The 17,666-nt window shown below is 49.5% G+C and carries 33 protein-coding genes and 2 pseudogenes; 12 read left to right on the plus strand and 23 right to left on the minus strand.

Going from position 1 to position 17,666, the window contains the following annotated elements; genetic code table 11:
* The 22 genes and pseudogenes from GTPT_RS07720 to GTPT_RS07815 all read right to left on the minus strand — a co-directional run.
* Nucleotides 1-183, minus strand: a 183-nt coding sequence (locus GTPT_RS07720; RefSeq protein ID WP_038011194.1) for a transposase, incomplete at its 3' end; no start/stop codon positions are given.
* Nucleotides 184-266: 83 nt separating this feature from the next.
* Complete coding sequence (locus GTPT_RS07725; protein WP_425314958.1) at nt 267-824, minus strand: tyrosine-type recombinase/integrase; 558 nt, start codon at nt 822-824, stop codon at nt 267-269.
* A pseudogene (locus GTPT_RS18055) lies at nt 807-1,034 on the minus strand (Arm DNA-binding domain-containing protein); the annotation flags it as partial. The gene GTPT_RS07725 and the pseudogene GTPT_RS18055, both read right to left, overlap by 18 nt.
* Nucleotides 1,035-1,334: 300 nt before the next feature.
* Complete coding sequence (locus tag GTPT_RS07730) at nt 1,335-1,535, minus strand: helix-turn-helix transcriptional regulator (protein ID WP_029989379.1); 201 nt, start codon at nt 1,533-1,535, stop codon at nt 1,335-1,337.
* Between the two features lie 101 nt (nt 1,536-1,636).
* Nucleotides 1,637-1,807, minus strand: a complete 171-nt coding sequence (locus GTPT_RS17435) for a hypothetical protein (RefSeq protein ID WP_156022673.1) — start codon at nt 1,805-1,807, stop codon at nt 1,637-1,639.
* A gap of 7 nt (nt 1,808-1,814) precedes the next feature.
* On the minus strand, nt 1,815-2,018 hold the full coding sequence (locus GTPT_RS07735; RefSeq protein ID WP_029989381.1) for a hypothetical protein: 204 nt from the start codon (nt 2,016-2,018) through the stop codon (nt 1,815-1,817).
* A gap of 255 nt (nt 2,019-2,273) precedes the next feature.
* Complete coding sequence (locus tag GTPT_RS07745; protein ID WP_029989385.1) at nt 2,274-2,516, minus strand: DNA polymerase III subunit theta; 243 nt, start codon at nt 2,514-2,516, stop codon at nt 2,274-2,276.
* A 186-nt stretch (nt 2,517-2,702) separates the two neighbouring features.
* Nucleotides 2,703-2,933 (minus strand): hypothetical protein, encoded by a 231-nt coding sequence (locus tag GTPT_RS07750; RefSeq protein WP_029989387.1) that lies wholly within the window; start codon nt 2,931-2,933, stop codon nt 2,703-2,705.
* A gap of 441 nt (nt 2,934-3,374) precedes the next feature.
* Nucleotides 3,375-3,779 (minus strand): ead/Ea22-like family protein, encoded by a 405-nt coding sequence (locus tag GTPT_RS07760; RefSeq protein WP_071780085.1) that lies wholly within the window; start codon nt 3,777-3,779, stop codon nt 3,375-3,377.
* Nucleotides 3,772-4,341: a hypothetical protein gene (locus tag GTPT_RS07765; RefSeq protein WP_029989392.1), complete on the minus strand. Its 570-nt coding sequence runs from the start codon at nt 4,339-4,341 to the stop codon at nt 3,772-3,774. Before GTPT_RS07765 ends, GTPT_RS07760 begins: the two co-directional genes overlap by 8 nt.
* A 66-nt stretch (nt 4,342-4,407) precedes the next feature.
* Complete coding sequence (locus tag GTPT_RS07770; RefSeq protein ID WP_051170686.1) at nt 4,408-4,725, minus strand: hypothetical protein; 318 nt, start codon at nt 4,723-4,725, stop codon at nt 4,408-4,410.
* A complete protein-coding gene (locus GTPT_RS07775) occupies nt 4,722-5,342 on the minus strand; it encodes a lambda exonuclease family protein (protein ID WP_174371892.1) in 621 nt (206 codons plus the stop codon). The genes GTPT_RS07770 and GTPT_RS07775 overlap by 4 nt, the downstream gene beginning before the upstream one ends.
* Entirely contained in the window at nt 5,342-6,088 is a 747-nt protein-coding gene (bet, locus tag GTPT_RS07780; protein ID WP_029989397.1) for a phage recombination protein Bet, read from the minus strand. Before bet ends, GTPT_RS07775 begins: the two co-directional genes overlap by 1 nt.
* 18 nt (nt 6,089-6,106) lie before the next feature.
* Complete coding sequence (locus GTPT_RS07785) at nt 6,107-6,370, minus strand: hypothetical protein (protein WP_029989399.1); 264 nt, start codon at nt 6,368-6,370, stop codon at nt 6,107-6,109.
* Nucleotides 6,360-6,560 carry a hypothetical protein gene (locus tag GTPT_RS07790; RefSeq protein ID WP_029989400.1) on the minus strand — a complete coding sequence of 67 codons (201 nt, stop codon included), beginning with the start codon at nt 6,558-6,560 and terminating at the stop codon, nt 6,360-6,362. The genes GTPT_RS07785 and GTPT_RS07790 overlap by 11 nt, the downstream gene beginning before the upstream one ends.
* Nucleotides 6,561-6,660: 100 nt before the next feature.
* Entirely contained in the window at nt 6,661-6,804 is a 144-nt protein-coding gene (locus GTPT_RS17440) for a hypothetical protein (RefSeq protein WP_156022674.1), read from the minus strand.
* A 93-nt stretch (nt 6,805-6,897) separates the two neighbouring features.
* Entirely contained in the window at nt 6,898-7,185 is a 288-nt protein-coding gene (locus GTPT_RS07795) for a hypothetical protein (protein ID WP_029989402.1), read from the minus strand.
* 142 nt (nt 7,186-7,327) lie between these two features.
* A complete protein-coding gene (locus GTPT_RS17445; RefSeq protein ID WP_156022675.1) occupies nt 7,328-7,492 on the minus strand; it encodes a hypothetical protein in 165 nt (54 codons plus the stop codon).
* An 8-nt stretch (nt 7,493-7,500) separates the two neighbouring features.
* A complete protein-coding gene (locus GTPT_RS07800; protein WP_025901431.1) occupies nt 7,501-7,746 on the minus strand; it encodes a transcriptional antitermination N peptide in 246 nt (81 codons plus the stop codon).
* 592 nt (nt 7,747-8,338) lie between these two features.
* A complete protein-coding gene (locus tag GTPT_RS17790) occupies nt 8,339-8,740 on the minus strand; it encodes an NYN domain-containing protein (RefSeq protein WP_241964922.1) in 402 nt (133 codons plus the stop codon).
* 63 nt (nt 8,741-8,803) lie between these two features.
* Nucleotides 8,804-9,157, minus strand: a pseudogene (locus tag GTPT_RS17795) (PIN domain-containing protein); the annotation flags it as partial.
* A gap of 180 nt (nt 9,158-9,337) precedes the next feature.
* Nucleotides 9,338-10,048 carry a LexA family protein gene (locus GTPT_RS07815; protein ID WP_029989408.1) on the minus strand — a complete coding sequence of 237 codons (711 nt, stop codon included), beginning with the start codon at nt 10,046-10,048 and terminating at the stop codon, nt 9,338-9,340.
* 101 nt (nt 10,049-10,149) lie between these two features.
* On the opposite strand from GTPT_RS07815, the gene GTPT_RS07820 reads away from it, so the two are divergent.
* The 4 genes from GTPT_RS07820 to GTPT_RS07835 all read left to right on the plus strand — a co-directional run bounded on the left by GTPT_RS07820 (nt 10,150) and on the right by GTPT_RS07835 (nt 12,485).
* A complete protein-coding gene (locus GTPT_RS07820) occupies nt 10,150-10,338 on the plus strand; it encodes a Cro/CI family transcriptional regulator (protein WP_029687112.1) in 189 nt (62 codons plus the stop codon).
* A 106-nt stretch (nt 10,339-10,444) separates the two neighbouring features.
* Nucleotides 10,445-10,723 carry a CII family transcriptional regulator gene (locus GTPT_RS07825; RefSeq protein ID WP_029989409.1) on the plus strand — a complete coding sequence of 93 codons (279 nt, stop codon included), beginning with the start codon at nt 10,445-10,447 and terminating at the stop codon, nt 10,721-10,723.
* A gap of 77 nt (nt 10,724-10,800) precedes the next feature.
* Nucleotides 10,801-11,790 (plus strand): replication protein, encoded by a 990-nt coding sequence (locus GTPT_RS07830; RefSeq protein WP_029989411.1) that lies wholly within the window; start codon nt 10,801-10,803, stop codon nt 11,788-11,790.
* A complete protein-coding gene (locus tag GTPT_RS07835; RefSeq protein WP_029989413.1) occupies nt 11,787-12,485 on the plus strand; it encodes a replication protein P in 699 nt (232 codons plus the stop codon). The genes GTPT_RS07830 and GTPT_RS07835 overlap by 4 nt, the downstream gene beginning before the upstream one ends.
* 22 nt (nt 12,486-12,507) lie before the next feature.
* On the opposite strand, the gene GTPT_RS07840 is transcribed toward GTPT_RS07835, so the two are convergent.
* Complete coding sequence (locus GTPT_RS07840; protein WP_111678618.1) at nt 12,508-13,101, minus strand: DUF4145 domain-containing protein; 594 nt, start codon at nt 13,099-13,101, stop codon at nt 12,508-12,510.
* A 52-nt stretch (nt 13,102-13,153) separates the two neighbouring features.
* On the opposite strand from GTPT_RS07840, the gene GTPT_RS07845 reads away from it, so the two are divergent.
* The 8 genes from GTPT_RS07845 to GTPT_RS07870 all read left to right on the plus strand — a co-directional run bounded on the left by GTPT_RS07845 (nt 13,154) and on the right by GTPT_RS07870 (nt 17,458).
* The gene (locus GTPT_RS07845) at nt 13,154-13,345 is read left to right on the plus strand and encodes a hypothetical protein (protein WP_029989416.1); all 192 of its coding nucleotides are present in this window, start codon (nt 13,154-13,156) and stop codon (nt 13,343-13,345) included.
* A gap of 13 nt (nt 13,346-13,358) precedes the next feature.
* Nucleotides 13,359-13,835 carry a YbcN family protein gene (locus GTPT_RS07850; protein ID WP_029989417.1) on the plus strand — a complete coding sequence of 159 codons (477 nt, stop codon included), beginning with the start codon at nt 13,359-13,361 and terminating at the stop codon, nt 13,833-13,835.
* Nucleotides 13,832-14,044: a hypothetical protein gene (locus tag GTPT_RS07855; RefSeq protein ID WP_025903250.1), complete on the plus strand. Its 213-nt coding sequence runs from the start codon at nt 13,832-13,834 to the stop codon at nt 14,042-14,044. Before GTPT_RS07850 ends, GTPT_RS07855 begins: the two co-directional genes overlap by 4 nt.
* Nucleotides 14,034-14,204, plus strand: a complete 171-nt coding sequence (locus GTPT_RS17450) for a NinE family protein (protein WP_111678615.1) — start codon at nt 14,034-14,036, stop codon at nt 14,202-14,204. Before GTPT_RS07855 ends, GTPT_RS17450 begins: the two co-directional genes overlap by 11 nt.
* The gene (locus GTPT_RS07860) at nt 14,201-15,373 is read left to right on the plus strand and encodes a DNA cytosine methyltransferase (protein WP_051170687.1); all 1,173 of its coding nucleotides are present in this window, start codon (nt 14,201-14,203) and stop codon (nt 15,371-15,373) included. Before GTPT_RS17450 ends, GTPT_RS07860 begins: the two co-directional genes overlap by 4 nt.
* Nucleotides 15,327-15,941, plus strand: a complete 615-nt coding sequence (locus GTPT_RS16990) for a recombination protein NinG (protein WP_029989419.1) — start codon at nt 15,327-15,329, stop codon at nt 15,939-15,941. Before GTPT_RS07860 ends, GTPT_RS16990 begins: the two co-directional genes overlap by 47 nt.
* Nucleotides 15,938-16,579: an HNH endonuclease signature motif containing protein gene (locus tag GTPT_RS07865; RefSeq protein WP_029989420.1), complete on the plus strand. Its 642-nt coding sequence runs from the start codon at nt 15,938-15,940 to the stop codon at nt 16,577-16,579. The genes GTPT_RS16990 and GTPT_RS07865 overlap by 4 nt, the downstream gene beginning before the upstream one ends.
* Nucleotides 16,580-16,684: 105 nt before the next feature.
* Nucleotides 16,685-17,458, plus strand: a complete 774-nt coding sequence (locus GTPT_RS07870; protein WP_029989421.1) for an antitermination protein Q — start codon at nt 16,685-16,687, stop codon at nt 17,456-17,458.
* The last annotated feature ends 208 nt before the right edge of the window (nt 17,459-17,666 follow it).

A 17,666-nucleotide genomic window follows, 5' to 3' on the forward strand; every position in this document is an offset into this window, starting at 1 on the left:
ATCTTCAAGTTGCCGCAGACGGCGCAATTCTGTCACGCCCATACCGCCAAATTTCTTTTTCCAATTGTAAAACGTCGCCTCAGAAATCCCCATCTTTCTGCAGACTTCCTCGACGCGAGTGCCGGTTTCAGCCTGTTTGAGTGCAAAAGCGATTTGTTCCTCGGTATAACGTGTCTTTTTCATAACGAATGACCTCTTTTGGGAAGGAAAAGAAAGGCCGAAAACTCTACTTTACAACGGTACTGAATAAAGGGGGAAGGTCACGATTAATTCCTTTTTTTGGGGATTATCCATTGAGCTTCATCGAGATTAAACTCATGCCAGCGAGCAAAGCGAAGTTCGCTTGAGCGAACAAAGGTCAGCATGGTTAACTCAATAGCCAGACGTGTTATCAGGTTTCCGTTAAAGTCTGCTAACTTTTGGAAAAATGGGGCTAGGTGACCTGTTTTTAATGCTGCATGATGTTTTGTATCACGCTTCTTTAACCGGATATTGAGGTCATCAGGGATAATTTCAGTTTTAGCACCACTCAATCGGGCGTATCGCACCACATCTTTTACCCGCTGTTTCAATCGATCTGCAGTATCGTGCTTTCCCATCTCGTGCACTTTCTGAAATAGCGGTGTAATGCTGAAACTTTCCAGTTTGCGGATATCTAACGCGCCGATGGCAGGAAAAATGTATCGTTCTAAACTGCTTAATACCCGTTTCTGATGGTCTGCACTCCACATCTGATGATTTGCCCAGCTGCGAGCGACAGCTTCAAAAGTATAGGTTCCGTTAGCAGTTGCTTTCTCTTCTCTCTGCTTCGCCTTCGGATCGATATCTTGGAGGAGGAGACCTTTGGCTTCATCTCGTCTTGCTCTGGCACCAGCCAGACTCAGATCGGGATACACACCGAAGGCAAGGCGATCTTCTTTTCTGTCAGAAGGACGACGATACTTCATACGCCAGTATTTAGAACCTGTCGGAGATACTTCAAGATACAAGCCGCCCCCGTCAGAGAGTTTGTAACTTTTCTCTTTTGGTTTGGCTGTTTTACAGGTTTGTGCTTAGAGTTTGTCGCGGACGTTTCTGTTCATTTTGGGGGCATATTTTACATCGAACCGGAAGTGCCCCGGATTATGCCCCATACATGCACTGGATTTCAATAGATGTGACTGGACCTCAGAATAACTAGAATCCTTTAAGAATCAGTGGTTGATGGGGGTTTGTAGACTTTAGAAGACGTAACTGGATGTCGATATGGTGTCCCCTGCAGACATCAAATTAGAGTTGCAGGAGACTGATTAGAAAAGGTTATTTGGTATGTGTTTGTTTTTTTACCCGCTAATTTACCCATTACGTCCGGATAAAAGCCTGGATTTGAATGTGCAGTGGTCACTATATAGCCAACGGGCCCGGCCGTGAACGATGGTACTTTTCGGCAGCGTTCCGTCTTTGATGCGGTCATATATAAAGGTTTTTCCGAAGCCAGTATCTGCCATGATGAATTTCAGGTCAACCAGGGAGTCTGGCTGTAATTCATGTTGCATATGCTTTTCCTTATTCCTGATTGGATGATACCCAACCCGCGGGCACGACGATACCGCCGGTGACCGGTGCGGGATAGGGTGGTTTGGTTTAGTGGGTGGGGTTACTTACCGTTGATGTGGGGATATTTCTTCAGCAGTTCAGTGGCTTTGAATGGCGGGCCCATGCCGATCCCCTTACGGTTGTTGTCTCGGTAGTTATCGAGGACGTCTTTCAGCATTTGCAATGCTTCATCGCGCTGCTTCAAAAAGTGAGAGTCGAGTTCGTTGCTCATTCATACCTCAGTGGCGTTTAAACTTCGCGGCGCGTTCGCGTTTCTCGTCATCTTCACGGCAGGCTGAATCGCAATAGTGGCCTTTGTCGATGGTGTCGCCACAGCTATAGCATTTGCCGGTGAACGGCTTCGGGCGCGGGCGGTTAGCCATCGCAATCTTCAGTTGTTGCTGCTCCAGCTCTGAAGCCTGGTCGAGTGGGTCTGCGTACATAGTGGTTTCCTTTAGGCAATAAAAAACCGCCTCAGTGGGCGGTCTGGATCAGAGATGAGTGGCTAGCTTATCGCTTTGCCACTCTCATTACTGAGGGATAGGCTACATCGTTATTTATTGGCCCTCCAACTGTCATAACGTGGTACTGAGCAACAATCCCATCGATAGAAAGTGAAATGTCTGTTCCTGCTCTGGTGTCCTCAGGAAGGTCAATTTCCTTCACTTCCCCTGTTTCGTGAAATGTAACTTTAAAAATCACTTCCCTTCCTCCTTCGCATAAACTGGGTCATTTCCCCGTGGTAACTTCATGGCCTCCTGCCGGTACATTGCAAGCCTTTCCCTGAAATACTCCCACAGCGCTTCCGGCTGTTGTTCCTCAACCTGCACGGGCACGACCGGCATATTCATGCGCTCTTTGTAAGCCACGCCTGACGCTGCCAAATCGGCATTAATTTTCTCGCGTTCTTCTTCTGGTCTGGCCGAAATATTGAATGACATAAGCACCCCTCCATTAGGGATATTACATCTTTCTTTCGACTTCGCCACACAATAACTCAGCCGCCGGCCGCCGCTCATGCAGTCGGTCGATGATCAGTTGGCACTGTGTTTCGGTGGGGTAGATTGTTTCAGTGAGGGGAGTTGCCTGGTTACCGGAGAGAATAAGGATTACGTATCCGGCGAGCATCATCTTTCGAGTGCCTCAATTTTTCGCATAATCCGGTCGTAGTGTTCTGTGGTGTTAACGCCAGCCGCAACAACCTCCCGGATATCCTCGACTTCTTCTGTGGTCAGAAATTTATCCCTGTAATCACTCCAACTGACAGCTGCCAGCTTTCCGCCTAAAACATCCATGTTTGCATGAACCGGCGGCTCCTTGCCGTCTTCGTACTCGATAACATAAGTCACCTTTCCCATCACTTCCTCCTGTACGCATCCCACAGAGCAATGCGGAACGCTATTCGTTTAATGAAAGCAGGGAACCATCCTCTGATTATCAGCATGCTTATTCTCTGGATCATCGCACCACCAAAAGGGCGCTTTGCTTCAGGTTTTCGAGCCATGTCTTATCCATTGCAGCGAGTCTCATGCTGATATTAAAGCGACCCTGATTATAAAGCCAAGCCATTGAGCCCATACAATGAGCCTCTTTGCCACTATGCTGATACTTGCCGTTAACATCTTCATGTCCTGAGAGTGTTTTGTGGCACAGGAACGGCGTTATGTCATCAGCAAGAAGCCCAGACTTAATTCCAGCCAGTCGCCCGGACTTCAGCGTGTGAGAAATGGACTCCGGAGAGTCCAGGAATGGACAGTTACTGCATGGTCTGGTTAATGCTATTGCTCGTATTTTTCCCATCACTCAGACTCCAACTTGATGCCGGCCGCGGACAGAGATGCTTTCCATTTTTCATCATGTTTTTTTATTTCCTCTCTCAACCAGCCGATACATTTTGTGCCGGGGGTATTCACTGTTCGGGCTTCCAGTTCGGCAATGCGGGCCTGCGCTTTCTCCAGTGCATCGATAATTACAGTGATGTTTTCGGGGAAGCAAAGGGCGATAAAATCCTGATCCGATTTGCTAACCTGCAATGACGTATGACCATCTTCCATTCTATAGGAGTCGATAACACCCCCATCTTTAGCAGTGGCATCACTACTTAATCGAAGGAATGAGTTACTGGTCCACCACATCCATTTGCCCGGAGTGGCTTTCTTTGCCGCCGCTTTAATCCTCTGCACTAGTTCTGAGATATCAGTCATTAGCCGATTCCTCTTTCAAGACCAGCTTGCCATTAATCAGCGCATCAATGATGACGGTGAACTCCCAGCACCATACGCGGCTATCAACGAACACTCGTAGGCCATCAGGGTAATCGTGAGCTTTGCGCTTAATGAATGCTTCCGCCGCATCGCGGGTTAGGTGGGAGTTAACGTATACCCATTCTTCCTGATAGCCATAGAGGCTCAGATAGTCCCGATCACCCAAAAACTGCCACTGATCATCCTCGTCTAAATCCAGGAAAAACTGTTCTTCGGACTCTATGCATTCTTCATTCAGGGAACTCTTTTCATCCAGATCCAGCGAGTCCCAATATTCTTTCGGGGAAAACCATTCACGCTCATGGTCTGAGTCGGAGAGCATACGTTCCGGGTCAAATGAAAGGTCTATGCCGGTAACCCGGCGGAGTCTTTCTACGTTAAAAATTGCGTCCCGGGTGCAGTGTCGTTCAACCCCTTCACCGGCAACGTCGTGTCTCAATCTGGTAATAAAGTCCGCAAATGTTTCAGGCGTCAGTTCCGCGCCTGTTGCTAATGTTTCCACTTTTTCCTCTCCAACAGATAACCCTCCCGGCGCCGTAGGGCAGAGGATAGGGTGGGTGAATGGGGTTTAATTGACGTAGTGCTTTCGGCTGAAGACGATCCGTGTCTTTTTTTTCGCATTAACGCGCCGTGGTTTGGCTTCCAGCCAGTAGAGCCTGTCCATGGCTCTGCCGTCAGTGGCGAATAGCTCTCCTTTGCCGAGCTTCACTGTGTCGCCTTTAAAGCTGGAGCGCATAACCTCGTTTATCCTGCCGAGGCTAAGGCCGAACTTGTCGGCCAGTTGCTGGCCGGTCATTGGTCCCTTGTTTAACTGCCAGGTTATCTTCTCCTTGATACCAGATAGCGGACATTCCCTTGTCCGGCGGTAGTGGGGCATTAGCTTCATGCGGCGGCCCGGTTATTCATGATGGACGCGATCTCTTTATCGAGGTCCGAAAGAAAGTCGCTTATCTCCGACTCAATTTCCTGCACAAGGTTAGCGTCCCTGTGAATCCTGGTTTCAAAGTAGGATAAATCTTCCGGTAACCGGTTATCAAAGCTGACGAAATCGCACCAGTTCCTGCCGGTACACATCATCTGAGCATGCATCTGCAGGATATATTCCCGCTTTGGCTTCCCTGTGCGCATGGTTTCAATGTGGGTTGCGGTATTGGGGCACTTGATCTCGATAAGTCCGTCATCATTGACCAGGCCGTCCGGAGAGGCTCCGAACCACTCGATAGTAGGGTGGGGAATAAACCCGACTTCAGTGACCTCTGCATCGAACTGATTGAGTACATACATTTCACGCGCCAGTGGCTCAAGTTCAGTCCCGCGCATCATTGGTCCACTGGTGAATCCTGGCTCACACTTCCCTGTCAGCCGCTGGCAAATAAGCTCCATCATGTAGTTCTTGCGGCTGGCTGAATACCCGGATTTGGTTTTCGCCATCACATCTGCAAGTCGGCTTGCGGTGATACGGCCGCATCGGGCCGCAAACCAATCATCGGTTCTCTGTTCCATCAGGCCACCTCCTGATTAACCAATTCTCCCTCAACAACGCCGCTTGCATCCTCGCTCAGTGTCTTGATGCGCTCCTTTTCTTCTTTTCCAATGATGTTTCTGTCTGCGATAGAGAGTGACATCCAGTGAGACTTGAACGCTTCAATCCCTTTCTTTGCGGATTCCTCTGCTGCTGAAATCAGAAGCGGCCGCTTTTCGTCAGACTGCCGACCCGCATCCACGCCAGCCGGAGTTCCTTCAATTACACGTTCCGCTTCATCCTGATCGAATATTCCTGCGAACCCGAAAGCCATCCTGGCGCACTGAATCAGAGATTTATGACGAAGCATTCTGGTTGGATGTGACTGCCATGGCTGAGTGTTTCGCTTACACTCACCCATGTATTCGGTCACGACAGTCGGGTGAGCGCGGTCTTTCCTGTAAATCTTGCAGGTACACGCACCTTCATCCTTGTCGTAGCTAAATTCCATTCCATCAAACTGAGGGTGTTCATTGATGATTCTGGCCCAGCCATCGACTCCGACAACAGGTACGATTCCACCTTTGTCAGGAAAGGCGTAAATTTCCTTAGTCCAAGGATTAAGCCCATACTGGTTAGCCACAATCAGCAGGGCAGTGAACTGTTCATCTGTGACGTTCCCGCTTTTGAATGCAGTGTTTTTCAGCGTTGTAATCAGTTCCGTTCCGGCATCCATTCCGAGTCGGTCGGCCAATTTATTAGCCATCGTGCTTAATGCTGTGGACATGCTTTACCTCTCTAATTTTTACTGTTTCCACTCAGCCTCTGCCAGCTTCAGGCAAAGGCGATCGACAAATTCGGCATATTCGTCTTGGGCTTCATCGGTAGATAACATCGCCATTAACAGGGGGTGCTCTCTCGCAAATTCCTCTACGGTGTCAGGGTACTGAGCTGACAATTCCTCGGCCCGTTCCCGCACCGCTTCGTCATAATTCAGTTCGGCGTAGTGCCGATCCCAGCGCTGTGCCTCTGCGTTCTCAGCGACTGCAAATGAAGGTTCAAGCAACATTCTTCACCTCCGCGAACGAGTTCACATACTCAACCAGCCAGTCAAATTCCATTTGCGCGCATAGCTCCATCTGCTGCTCTCGGGTGAGTGGCTCTATCTGGCAATCCTCAAGCTCAAAGTTGTACTTCCCTGGCCTTGCCTGCCAGCCGGTGTGCATCCCACTGCATTCGATTTTTAGGTTCAGGCTCATTTTGACCTCCGAGTTAACTGTTCCATACGAAGCCGGCTGTCAGCGTTATCCGGCAGTGAGTAGCGCGTAAAAGCGACATTGAACTTCAGTCTTTCTTGCTTCATGCGAAAGCCTCCGGCCCCGGACGGGCAGCATCGTTGACGAACTTCTGGATGCGCTCCAGTTGGGTAGTGGTGAATGATTTAACGTGGTTTAACAGGTTGGTAGCAGCGCCAATGACGCCGCCGATGACGTTGGTTGTCATTAGCGATACTCCGTTAGGTGTTGTGGTCATATAACCGCCCACTCAGTAAATGGACGCTGATATGAGGGCGTAAAAAAGCAGCTCAGTGGCTGCTTATTCGCTTCTCAGATTTTTCACGTAATTCATGCAGTAGGTAGGTGAACAATCACGCCATTTCCCTTTATGCTGCATTCTCTGTGACGGAGGGTAGTAGGCGACCGTTCCTGCCGCTGTTCTGAATAGCAGGGTGTTATTTCCCTCTTCGAACTCAATGCCATTCTTCCTGAAGAATGCGGATATTCTGATGTGAGCCGAATCCCTGGCCTGCTTTCTCCTTTCCTTCGTTCCATCCCTGACGTCACGCCAGTATTCACCCATATCACCCAAGACAAACTCTCCCATAAAAAAGCCCCTGCATAAGCAGAGGCGAAATTTAATCAGAACAGGTCTTCCACTCCTGTTCATCGGGCAGTATTACCCACATAGCCCACTGGTTAATGAGCTATAGGGGGTTACTGGTCGGGTATGTAAAAACTCATAACCGCTAACCTTTAAACAGCTCCTCGAAAGCAACACGGATAGTTTTAGCAATCTTCTTTGCTTCTTCTGTCCGTTTTTCTCCCATCATATCAATCTCGGTACGCAATCCTGACGCCAGGGCTTCGGCAGCGATCGCCTGAATATCTGCTGGTAATTCGTTAATTTTCATACTTCACCTCACACTAAAGGAATAGACCGGCCTCTGACCTTCTGACGGCCGGTGCATGTTACCCGGTCACTTTTGGTGCGGTGGCCGGCTGAATAAATTGCTACGTCTGGCATGCACTGTGATACCTGCTCCGGACGGTTACGCCAGTTCGGTGCTTTCAGTGCCCGCTCAACGCGATCGACTGGTTTAAGCTGCATTGCTTCGGCTGCCTTGCGGGCATTGAACTCTGCCATGCGGCGTCTGTTTCTGTTCATTGGGATATCCTCTGTAAGTTCTTTGGTGGAGTGGTGGCCGGTAGTCCGGCAGGGCTTACTGATTTTCTCGGCCTCTATCAAGTCCACGAAAAAACCGTGATTCGTGTATGTCGCCTTACTGATATGCCTTCTTCACCTTGCCCCTGCTGGTCGATTACCAACGCTATGCGGGCATCATTCTCCATCTACTCACAGGATTGCAGCGCACAGCCTGCGCATTCACCACTCCCCGAAGAACTCACTTCGGCCTGTGTATTCACAGGAACCTTGTTTTTAAATAGCAGCCTGACTTCATGTCCGGCGCGGTAGGTAGTCCGTTTACCGCATCGATGTTTCGTTTCGATGGGCTAAGAATACTTGCAGTATTTATTTATGTAAATACCTTTAGTATTCTTTTGTGGTGTGGTTTATCTATCGCATTGAGTATTAAGGGTATTTATTTTACTCATACGAAAAAATCCCGCACGGAGCAGGGCGGGATAGTGTCCGAGGTTCGGTCTGGTTGTGATTTCGGGTGGTGCAGCTATCAGGAGAGGGGAGAGCAGTGGATTACAGGCACAAAAAAAACCGGCGCGGTGGCCGGGGTTAGCAGTTAATTTTGCTTTTTATGTCGACCAGAAGCCTGTCGGCTCCGCTGGCTTTTAGCTTTCTTTCTATCCTCCCACCAATCTGGTGCTGGGTTCGGTTCTGCATGCAATGCATCCGCAAGCCCAGTAATGAGGCTAAATGATTGAACCCCATCTATGTGTTCGGATAGTGAAGGGCTGACGTTTTGTCTGAGGGGATCAAGAATGAAATCAATGCCTTTTATGCGGGCGTGCTTTGCTGCCGGAACAAAGTCTGAGTCCCCAGCAACCAATACAATAACATCTACGAGTTTTTCATAAGTAAGGGTTGTAATATCTACCCCTAACTTTATATCAACCTGTTTTTGCTTGATGTCATAATAAAAATCATCGTTAGTTAATTCGCTCCACTGCTTATGCCCCTTCATCAGGGCATCAAGAGAAAAGCTGGTTAGTTGCCAACGCTTATTGTCAACTAGGTGACCGAGCCGCAGAGCTGTCTTTCTTGTCTTTCTTAGCTCTTCGTGAAGCTCAGTTCTTAACTGATAGGACTTATCTAGCTTGAAGTTTTTACGCCCAGGGGTTTTATTTCCTGGCTCAGGGAGTGGGTATCTTGTTTGTATATCTAAAGGAGGGCAGTCATAAAAATAGATACGGTAGAGTTCGAGTGGATCTCTTCTCTCCTGAGATTGCTTTCTGTCCTTGAGGTGTGAAATTACCATCGACCATATCACTTTCATGATACAAGGTGCCGTTAATTCCTCAGACGAGAAGTGCTTTCTATGTGTTGCATTTAGACGCTGCATAAAAAATCCGGCGTCTATCAGTATTGCTGCTTTTTTCATAAAAAATCCAAAAAAAAGCCCGGAGCCGTTATGCAGATATTAACAATTGTCTGCGAACGGGGCCGGGCTGGTGAGTAAAATCTACTTAAACTTGACCCGTGAGTCAAACAAAAAAACCAGAAGAATTAAAAAAAACAGAAAAGCAAAAAAAACAAAAACGTAAAAAACGGAAAAAACAATTCACTTAAACCGCATCTTGGCCTCAACGGCTACGCCAATGATTTTGCAGTTCCCGTTGATCGGAACCATCGGCCAGGCCGGGTTAAGGCCTTTCAGGTACTTCTGGCCGCCATCGATAATCAGCTTCTTGAACGTTGCTTCGTTGGAATCGACCAGCTTTGCGATCACCAGGCTTCCATTAACCGGATCTTTGCCAGTATCGAACAGGACATACATACCCTCAGGAACACTCATGCCGGTCGGCGCAGTCATTGAGTCACCCTCAACCTTCAGCCAGAACGCTTCACCCTGGATATGCGCGTCAGACTCAAGCCACTCACTTATCTCGCTTAAGGTGTAGGCTTCGATAGCTTCGGCCCAGCAACCCGCCTGAACGGAGCTGAGGACGGGGTATCGCTTCCCGGGATGGTAAGGCTGGGGATTGCTCACATTATTTTCAAAAGCTGCAGCATACTTGCCAACTTCTTTAGCCAGCTTCGGGCTAATGTCAGACACCTGAACCTGCAATATCCTTGCGAAATCAGTCACTACAGGGACATTTAATGCGATTCTTCCATTAATGTAATGGCCGACAGCTCCCTGAGATATACCCATATCATCAGCGATTGTGTATTGAGTAACCTTTAATTGCTTCTTTTTTGACTCATACAAGGCCTTTAGACGCGCGGCATCTTCAAGCTGTTCTGTCGTCAGGGTCTTTTTAATTTCCATAAACGCATTGTAATACCAACAGTAATCAATAATGAAATACCTGGGATATTTACTTGAATAAATACTTGTAGTATTCTTTAGTCATATCCAAGGAGGTATTGATGAACAAAATGACCTTAGAGGATTACGCCAAAATTCACGGCCAGGCTAAGACTGCAAAAGACTTTGGTGTAATCCAGTGCGCTATCAGCAAGGCGATTCGTACAGGACGAAATATTTTTGTGACCGTTCTGAACGATGGCTCTGTCAAGGCTGAAGAATTAAAGCCATTCCCAAGCACCAGAAAGTAAGCACCAACCGCTCTTTATCAATCTGCCACCCTCGGAATACCAGGGACCAATTCAAGTGACAGCACCTGCTGATCACTCAACTTCACACACACAAGGATTTTCTCAAATGGAAGTATCAACCACACGCAACAACGCTCGCGCAATTGAGAGCAAGTTATTGAACAAAATCGCATTAGTCGGGCTGACCAACGTAGCGAAAGCTGTTGGCGTCGATAAGTCTCAGGTGTCGCGCTGGAAAGCTAATTTCATTCCGAAGATGTCACTGCTACTGGCGGTGCTGGAGTGGGGAGTGGATGACGAACAGATTAACGATCTGGCCCAGCGTCTACGGGTATTGCTCACAAATGAAAGGGCCCCAAAGAACGGCGAATTCTTTGAGGCCTGATAGCGAATTTTTGGACCAATTCACAGGAGGAATTATGCCAGGCATAACTGGATATGTAAACAGTAAGGAGGGCAGCTATGGCAACCGCAGCCCTTTATGATTTTAACTCCGCTCGCAATCTCAGGAGCAATCGGATGGAAAACCAGAAGTCAGGTTTTGTGCCGATGTACCGGAGTATTTTAAAGCAGTCATGGAGGAAGGACGTTTATCTTAGAACGCTGTGGCAGGACCTGTTGTTTGCTGCACAGAAAGAGCCACGGAAGGTAAGTTTCAGAGGTCATGACTGGCAGCTTAATACCGGACAACTGGTCACAACACTGGACGATTTAGGGGCCAATCTCTGCAACAGGGAGGGGGATCCAACAAGTCGTCATGCAGTGAAAAGAATGCTTACCGTGTTCGAAAAAGAAGGGATGATTACTATCCATTCTGAGCACCGAAAAGGGACGGTGATCACCATCCTGAATTACTCAGAATATAACCAAAAAATGGCCGATTTACCCGCGCATAACATCGCGCACTACTCCGCGCCCAACAAACCCAGTAATACCAACGCTTCAGAGGGTGGTGCCGCGCATAGTGCCGCGCACTACCCCGCGCACCATGAACAACAATGTAATAACAATAATAAAAACCTTACGTCTGAGAATTCTGACGAATCCTCTGACAGGCCCGATAAAAATCCTCCTGCTCTCCGTCCCGGGGCTGCAATCCAAAGCGGAAACAAGTGGGGATCGGACGAAGACCTTCGTGCTGCTGAATGGCTTTTTGGCAAGGTCCAGGAAATCTCACCCTCTGCGAAGAAGCCGAACTATGCTGCCTGGGCTAACGACATCCGACTCATGCGGGAACGGGATAACCGAACCCACAAAGAAATCTGCCAGTTGTTCAAGTGGGCCTGTCAGGACAGCTTCTGGCAAGGCAACGTCCTTTGCCCTGGAAAGCTCAGGGAAAAGTGGGATCAGCTGGCGATTAAGTGCAGCAAACAACAGGTTAGCGCTCAGGCTGCCATCCAGCAGGACGTACCCCACTGGAACAGCCCTGAATCATGGGAGGAATTTATATGAGTCGATTACTCCAGGCGGTCGCCAACCGTGACGCCGGTACGTTATCGCAGATCGCAGGTAACTATCCTGACAAGCCAACACAGAGCGTGGTCAATAGCGAGGCTGAGCACCTGGTCGATGCGCTGTTCCGGCAGTTCAGGCAGGTATTCCCGGCGGCGGCAGCGACAAACCTGCGTACTCAGGCAGACGAATCAGCCGCGAAAAAACAGTGGATTGCTGCTTTCGCTGAAAACGGGATCACCACCCGTGAGCAACTGGCGGCCGGTATGCGGTGGGCGAGGGCGAAAGATACCCCGTTCATGCCATCCCCGGGCCAGTTCATCGAACAGTGCAAAGCTGGGGCCTGCCACGCCGCAGGATTGCCGGACGCTGACGAGTTATACCGCCGGGTGATGAAATACTGCGGGGAACGGGGATTTTATGATTGCCCGGAAAACTACCCCTGGGATAACAACGCTGACTACTGGATGATCACCGCCCTGTACAGCCAGATGCAGGCCGGGAACCTGACGGAATCAGAACTGCGTCATCGGTGCGGTAAGCAGCTCAAATCCATGGCTGACCGGATCACTTCCGGAGAGGATATCCCCGAACCCCGGAAGCAAATCCCGCAGTTGCACATACCGTCAAAACCCGATGTGGCGAAGTCACATATTGCAGACATCCGGGCCCGGTTCGGGCTCCGGAAAAATTAGTGATTGGATTAAAATATCTGGGTTATTTATCTGATTTTTCTCGTTTTACTCTAACCATTTCAGGGAGTGTGAATGAATAAATCAGGAATACTTCGGTGAAGCCAATCATCTCTTCAGCTTCCTGCTGAGTGAATTCTTCATCTGAATGAACTGCTCCATTGGCATCAAATCTGACGATGTGGGCCCATTCCCTCATTTGTTCAGTTATTTTCCCTTGAGCATGGAGCATGGAAATTCGTTTTGAAAGCTGCTCTTTGCCGGAGTCATCCCCTAGAATGACTTTTGTTGATATATCTACCACTTTCCGACATAGCATTACGGACGTTTCGTAATTCCCACGCTTCAGGTTGTCTTTTGCTTCGACAAAGAATTTTGCGGCTCTTTCTGGAGAGCTCTCTGGGGCAGAGCTAATTTCTGGCTTAGGGAAATAATCAAGAAGAGGAAATTGTGGGCTATCAGGAATCGAGGTGTCACCATAATGTTCGGCAAATCCCATGGGGTTAAAACCACCAGGAGATAAAACATTAGCTGATGTTGGATTACCGCAGCTACGGCAAAAAAAACTGACGGAGTGCTCGCTATTTTTCTTTTCAATCTGACCAAACGCCACAAGCACAGCCTTCTCCCGAAGGCAATGAGGGCAGGTTATATCTAATGTGAGGATACCCATGAATATTTCCCATATATCGAATGAAATAGAGCAAGTTTTACTTTCAGCAGAAAGGCCGGAAGTTAAATTAATTCAAATGTATCAATGTTCATCAGAAGATCAACGCTTTGTCTTTATCAGTGCTCTCATTGGTAAGGTGATAGCCCAAGACAGAATGCTTCGCCACAAAAAAGACCCCACCGCCGCTTAATGCGGTTTTTTTTGTGCCTGAACACGGGGAGAACCATGAACATCCCAAAGACGGCATCCGGTTACACACCACCAACTTTCAGGCCATAGGCCAGCAACTCTCAGAACTACTCCAGTCTGGTAACAGCTTCCGCCTCAAGGTCGAGCCATGGCGAGAACGTCGCAGCCTTTCACAGAACAGTATTCAGCATTTGTGGTACGCCGAAATGAGCCGATATCTCATCGCTCACGGTCGTCCCTTTGCGTCTGCTGAATGGGTGAAAGACGCGATGAAACATACCTACCTGGGGTACGAAGAGACTGAAAGGGTGGATGTGATAACCGGAGAGCGAACAGTAATCCAAACACTCAGACACACATCCCGACTCGATACCGGCGAAATGCACGACTACCTGAGCAGGGTAGAGGGCTGGGCCCGCAGCATTGGCTGCCTGCTCACCGTGCCGGATAACAGCGAGTACCGGGAATTACAGAGGAAGCAGGACGAATGAGAACTTGGAAACATTACAATCAGGATGAACTCGACTACATCGTGCGAGTGGCCGGCAAGGTGCCGATACCGGTTATCTGCAAGTCACTCAAACGCACTGAGAACTCTGTTGTACGTAAAGCTCAGGAAATGAAATTAAGCCTCACAGTGCCGAAAAGGGTATTACTCAAGCACTGGCCTGAATATGTGAGAGGTGGTGATGAAGCGTAGCCCGACACAACTAGCCATCGATAACCTGATATTTCGTCCCACAAAACTCTCCCGCAATAAACCCAAGCCGATACCGATAGCCTCAGAGGTCGAAACCTATGATGCCGTCCGGCTATTGCGTAAACGGAAATATGACTGCATGAGGATGAGGCGTATATGACCGCGTATTACAACGAATTCGACCCCAAGGCTGCTGCCTGGCTTAGGGAATTAATTAAACAAGGCCACATCGCACATGGCGTGGTTGATGAAAGGAGCATTACAGATGTCAGACCTGAAGACCTTACCGGATTCACTCAATGTCACTTCTTCGCTGGCATTGGTGGATGGTCATATGCACTGCGTCTTGCAGGTATCCCCGATGATTACCCGTGCTGGACAGGATCACCACCGTGCCAGCCCTTCAGTATCGCAGGAAAGCAACTCGGACAACTCGACGATCGCCACCTTGCCCCCACATTCATGCGGCTCGTTGAGCAGTGCAAACCTTCAATCCTCTTTGGCGAACAAGTTGCGGCAGCGATTAGAAAACACTGGCTCGATGATTTATTCACTGAGCTGGAAAGACAAGGCTACGCCTGCGGGTCGGCAGTATTGCCAGCGTGCAGCGTCGGTGCCCCGCACAAAAGGGATCGACTTTTCTTTGGGGCAGTTAATCGACTGGCCCACTCCGGCAGTGTCAGCAATAACCAATGGAGTGAGAATGCAAAGCTGCAAGGATGGCAGGAAAAAGCCAAACAAAGTGGGCTGGGCGGCAGCTCTTTGTTCGTGGCCCACGCCGACAGCAAACAACGGCACTGGCCCGGGAACGTCGGGGCGACAGGGGGGCATGAATTTACAGACGGCGGCATCAATGGCGGCATGGCCGACACCAACAACAATCGACAACCCGCAGGTTCGCGGGGAGGGAAAAGCTGTAGGAACGTCTCGCGGGACGACGCTGGGCGGCGCGGTTCGACTAATAGACAAGCCCATCAGAATCCTCGCAATAACTGGTCAGACCCTGATTGGCTCAGCGGCAGGGATGGATATTTTAGGCCAGTTGAATCCGGCACATTCCCGCTGGCTAATGGGATTCCCGCCAGAGTGGGACGCCTGCGCGGTTACGGCAATGCCATCGTCCCGCAAGTAGCGGCTGAGTTTATCGGGGCATTTCTCGACAGTCTGGCGGAGACGCCTTGCACAGCCTGTGGCTTCCCGGCCACTGATAACCAACTCTGCGATACCTGTGAGGAACTATACAGCGCAAAGAGCCCTAACTTTTACGACCTGGGAGGTGATGATGGTCAGGCAGAAGAAGCCGAAACCGAAAACCTGCCGCCACTGTAAATCGAAATACTTCCCCCGCACCACCACTCAAGTCGTCTGCTCAACCTCCTGCGCAATTCAATACAGCAAGCACCAATCAGCCAAACAGGCTGAGCGGCAGGCTATTGCCGATCGGAAAGCGCACCGGGAACGGAAAGCAGCGCTCAAGGGTATTCCAGAGTGGAGTCGGGAGGCTCAGGTGGCATTTAACAGGTACGTAAGGTGGCGAGATTTTGGCAAGGAGTGTGCGAGTTGCGGGTGCATTCTATCCTGGTCAGGTAATTACCTCACCGGGAGCGCAGTCGATGCAAGCCATTACCGGTCCCGAGGTGCCGCATCTCAACATCGGTTCAATGTCTTTAATGTCCACGCAGCTTGCACCAGGTGCAACCGCCAGTTAAGTGGAAATGCTGTTGAGTTCAGGATTCGACTTGTCCAGCGCATTGGCTTGGAGAGGGTTGAGAGGCTGGAGTCTGACAATACACCACGAAAATTCGATATCGACTATTTGAAGCGAGTGAAATCACTATTCACGCGCCGGGCCCGTCATTACGAAAAACTGCGAAAAATACACTCGGAGGCAGCATGAAATGCAAGATTGAAGGGTGTGAGCGAGAGAGCATCTATAAAGCGCAGCAGGTCTGTCAAAAGCACTACTTCAGAATGATGCGATATGGAACATATGAACTTACTACTGTCGGAAAGCGCAAGGAACGGTCTCAAAACGCTAAGGGGTATCAGATGCTTTTCCTCCCTGACCACCCACTTGCGATGGCAAACGGCTCTGTATACGAGCACAGAAAAGTAGTTTATGACCAATATGGTGAAAACATTCCACCCTGCCAATTATGTGGAAAATCAATTAATTGGAAAACCGTACACATCGACCATATTGACGACTCAGTAGATAACAATGACCCGGAGAATCTAAGGGCTTTGTGCAGGGCATGCAACACAATGAGAGCGAGAGTGCATATACCTCAGCACACAGTAAAGCGCAGACATGCAATAACTTTTAAGGGGGTTACAAAGACACCGACGGAGTGGGCGAGAGAGCCAGGGGTGAGGGTTTCAGGGGCAACCATCATCAGGAGGATAAAAGACGGCATGTCTGTTGAGCAGGCACTGTTTGGTGAGAAAGTTACACATCGCGGCACCAAAGCCAATCCGAGGCAGCCTTTATACGGCGAATACCAGGGCCCCAAATTAGTCGGTGCATCCTCATGACTTGGCTAACCCGAATCCTCAACCACTTCACCCCGATCACCCCGACAGCCCACTACAAAATATCACACAGCTACCCGGCACAGCCTGGCAGTAAGCGGAGGATTAATGAATCTCGAAAACGCCGTTAAATTTCACAGCCCCAAATCCCCGCAATTCACCGACTCCCCACGGGCAACCGCATCAGAGGCCTTAACCGGTACTGATGTTATGGGAGCGTTCGGAATGGTACAGAGTCGCTCTGCACTCGGATTCACAGCTTTCAGCGGCAAAATGGATCTGAGTGAGAACGACAAACGAAAGGCTATTCAGTTACTGACACAACACGGATTAAAGCACTGCGATAAGGTGGCCGCCTTACGCAAGCTTGAAACCAAGGTTAAGGGAAAAGTGGTGCAAACACTCGCAACTTTCGCATATCGGGACTATTGCCGATCTGCGGCCAGTACTGCAACCTGCCCATGCTGCGCCGGTAAGCGAGTGGTGCGAAAGGTTAGGGTGGTAGTTAAACACCCTGGCTGTGGGGAATCGACGCCACAAAGGGTGGCTGAGGAGTCAGTCGAGGAATTGTGCTCGAAGTGTGGCGGTCGTGGCGTCATCTCAACTGCGTGTATTAAGTGCCGCGGTCGAGGAATGGCGCTAAACAGGAAGGAGACTGAGGCGCAAGGTGTTCCGGTAATGGCATCGTGCAAGCAGTGCTCTGGCCGTGGGTATGAACGACTGCCAGCGGTTTCATGCTATCGAGCCATCAGTAAATTCACTGACTCGATTTCACCCGGCGTATGGGATAAGGCGCTCAAGCCATTTTATGAATCACTGATAACGGAGTTGGAAAGGAAAGAATCAGAGGCAAATGATAACTTGGCGGAAGTTACTGGGTAAGTTTGCCTTAGGTATCGATTGCCTATTGAAAAATGACGGAAGTTAGAATATCATGGCTCTAATACTAGAAATCCGTTCGTTATTAACGTGATTGTCTGACAAGAAGCCTCGCCTAACCGCGGGGCTTTTTTGTGCCTGCGCCACAGAGAGATCACCCCTCGGTGGCAACGAAAGCCGCTGATCGGTCATGAGGAACTGAACGGACAGT

It is taken from the genome of Tatumella ptyseos ATCC 33301 (assembly GCF_000735525.1).
GTDB classification, from domain to species: Bacteria; Pseudomonadota; Gammaproteobacteria; order Enterobacterales; family Enterobacteriaceae; genus Tatumella; species Tatumella ptyseos.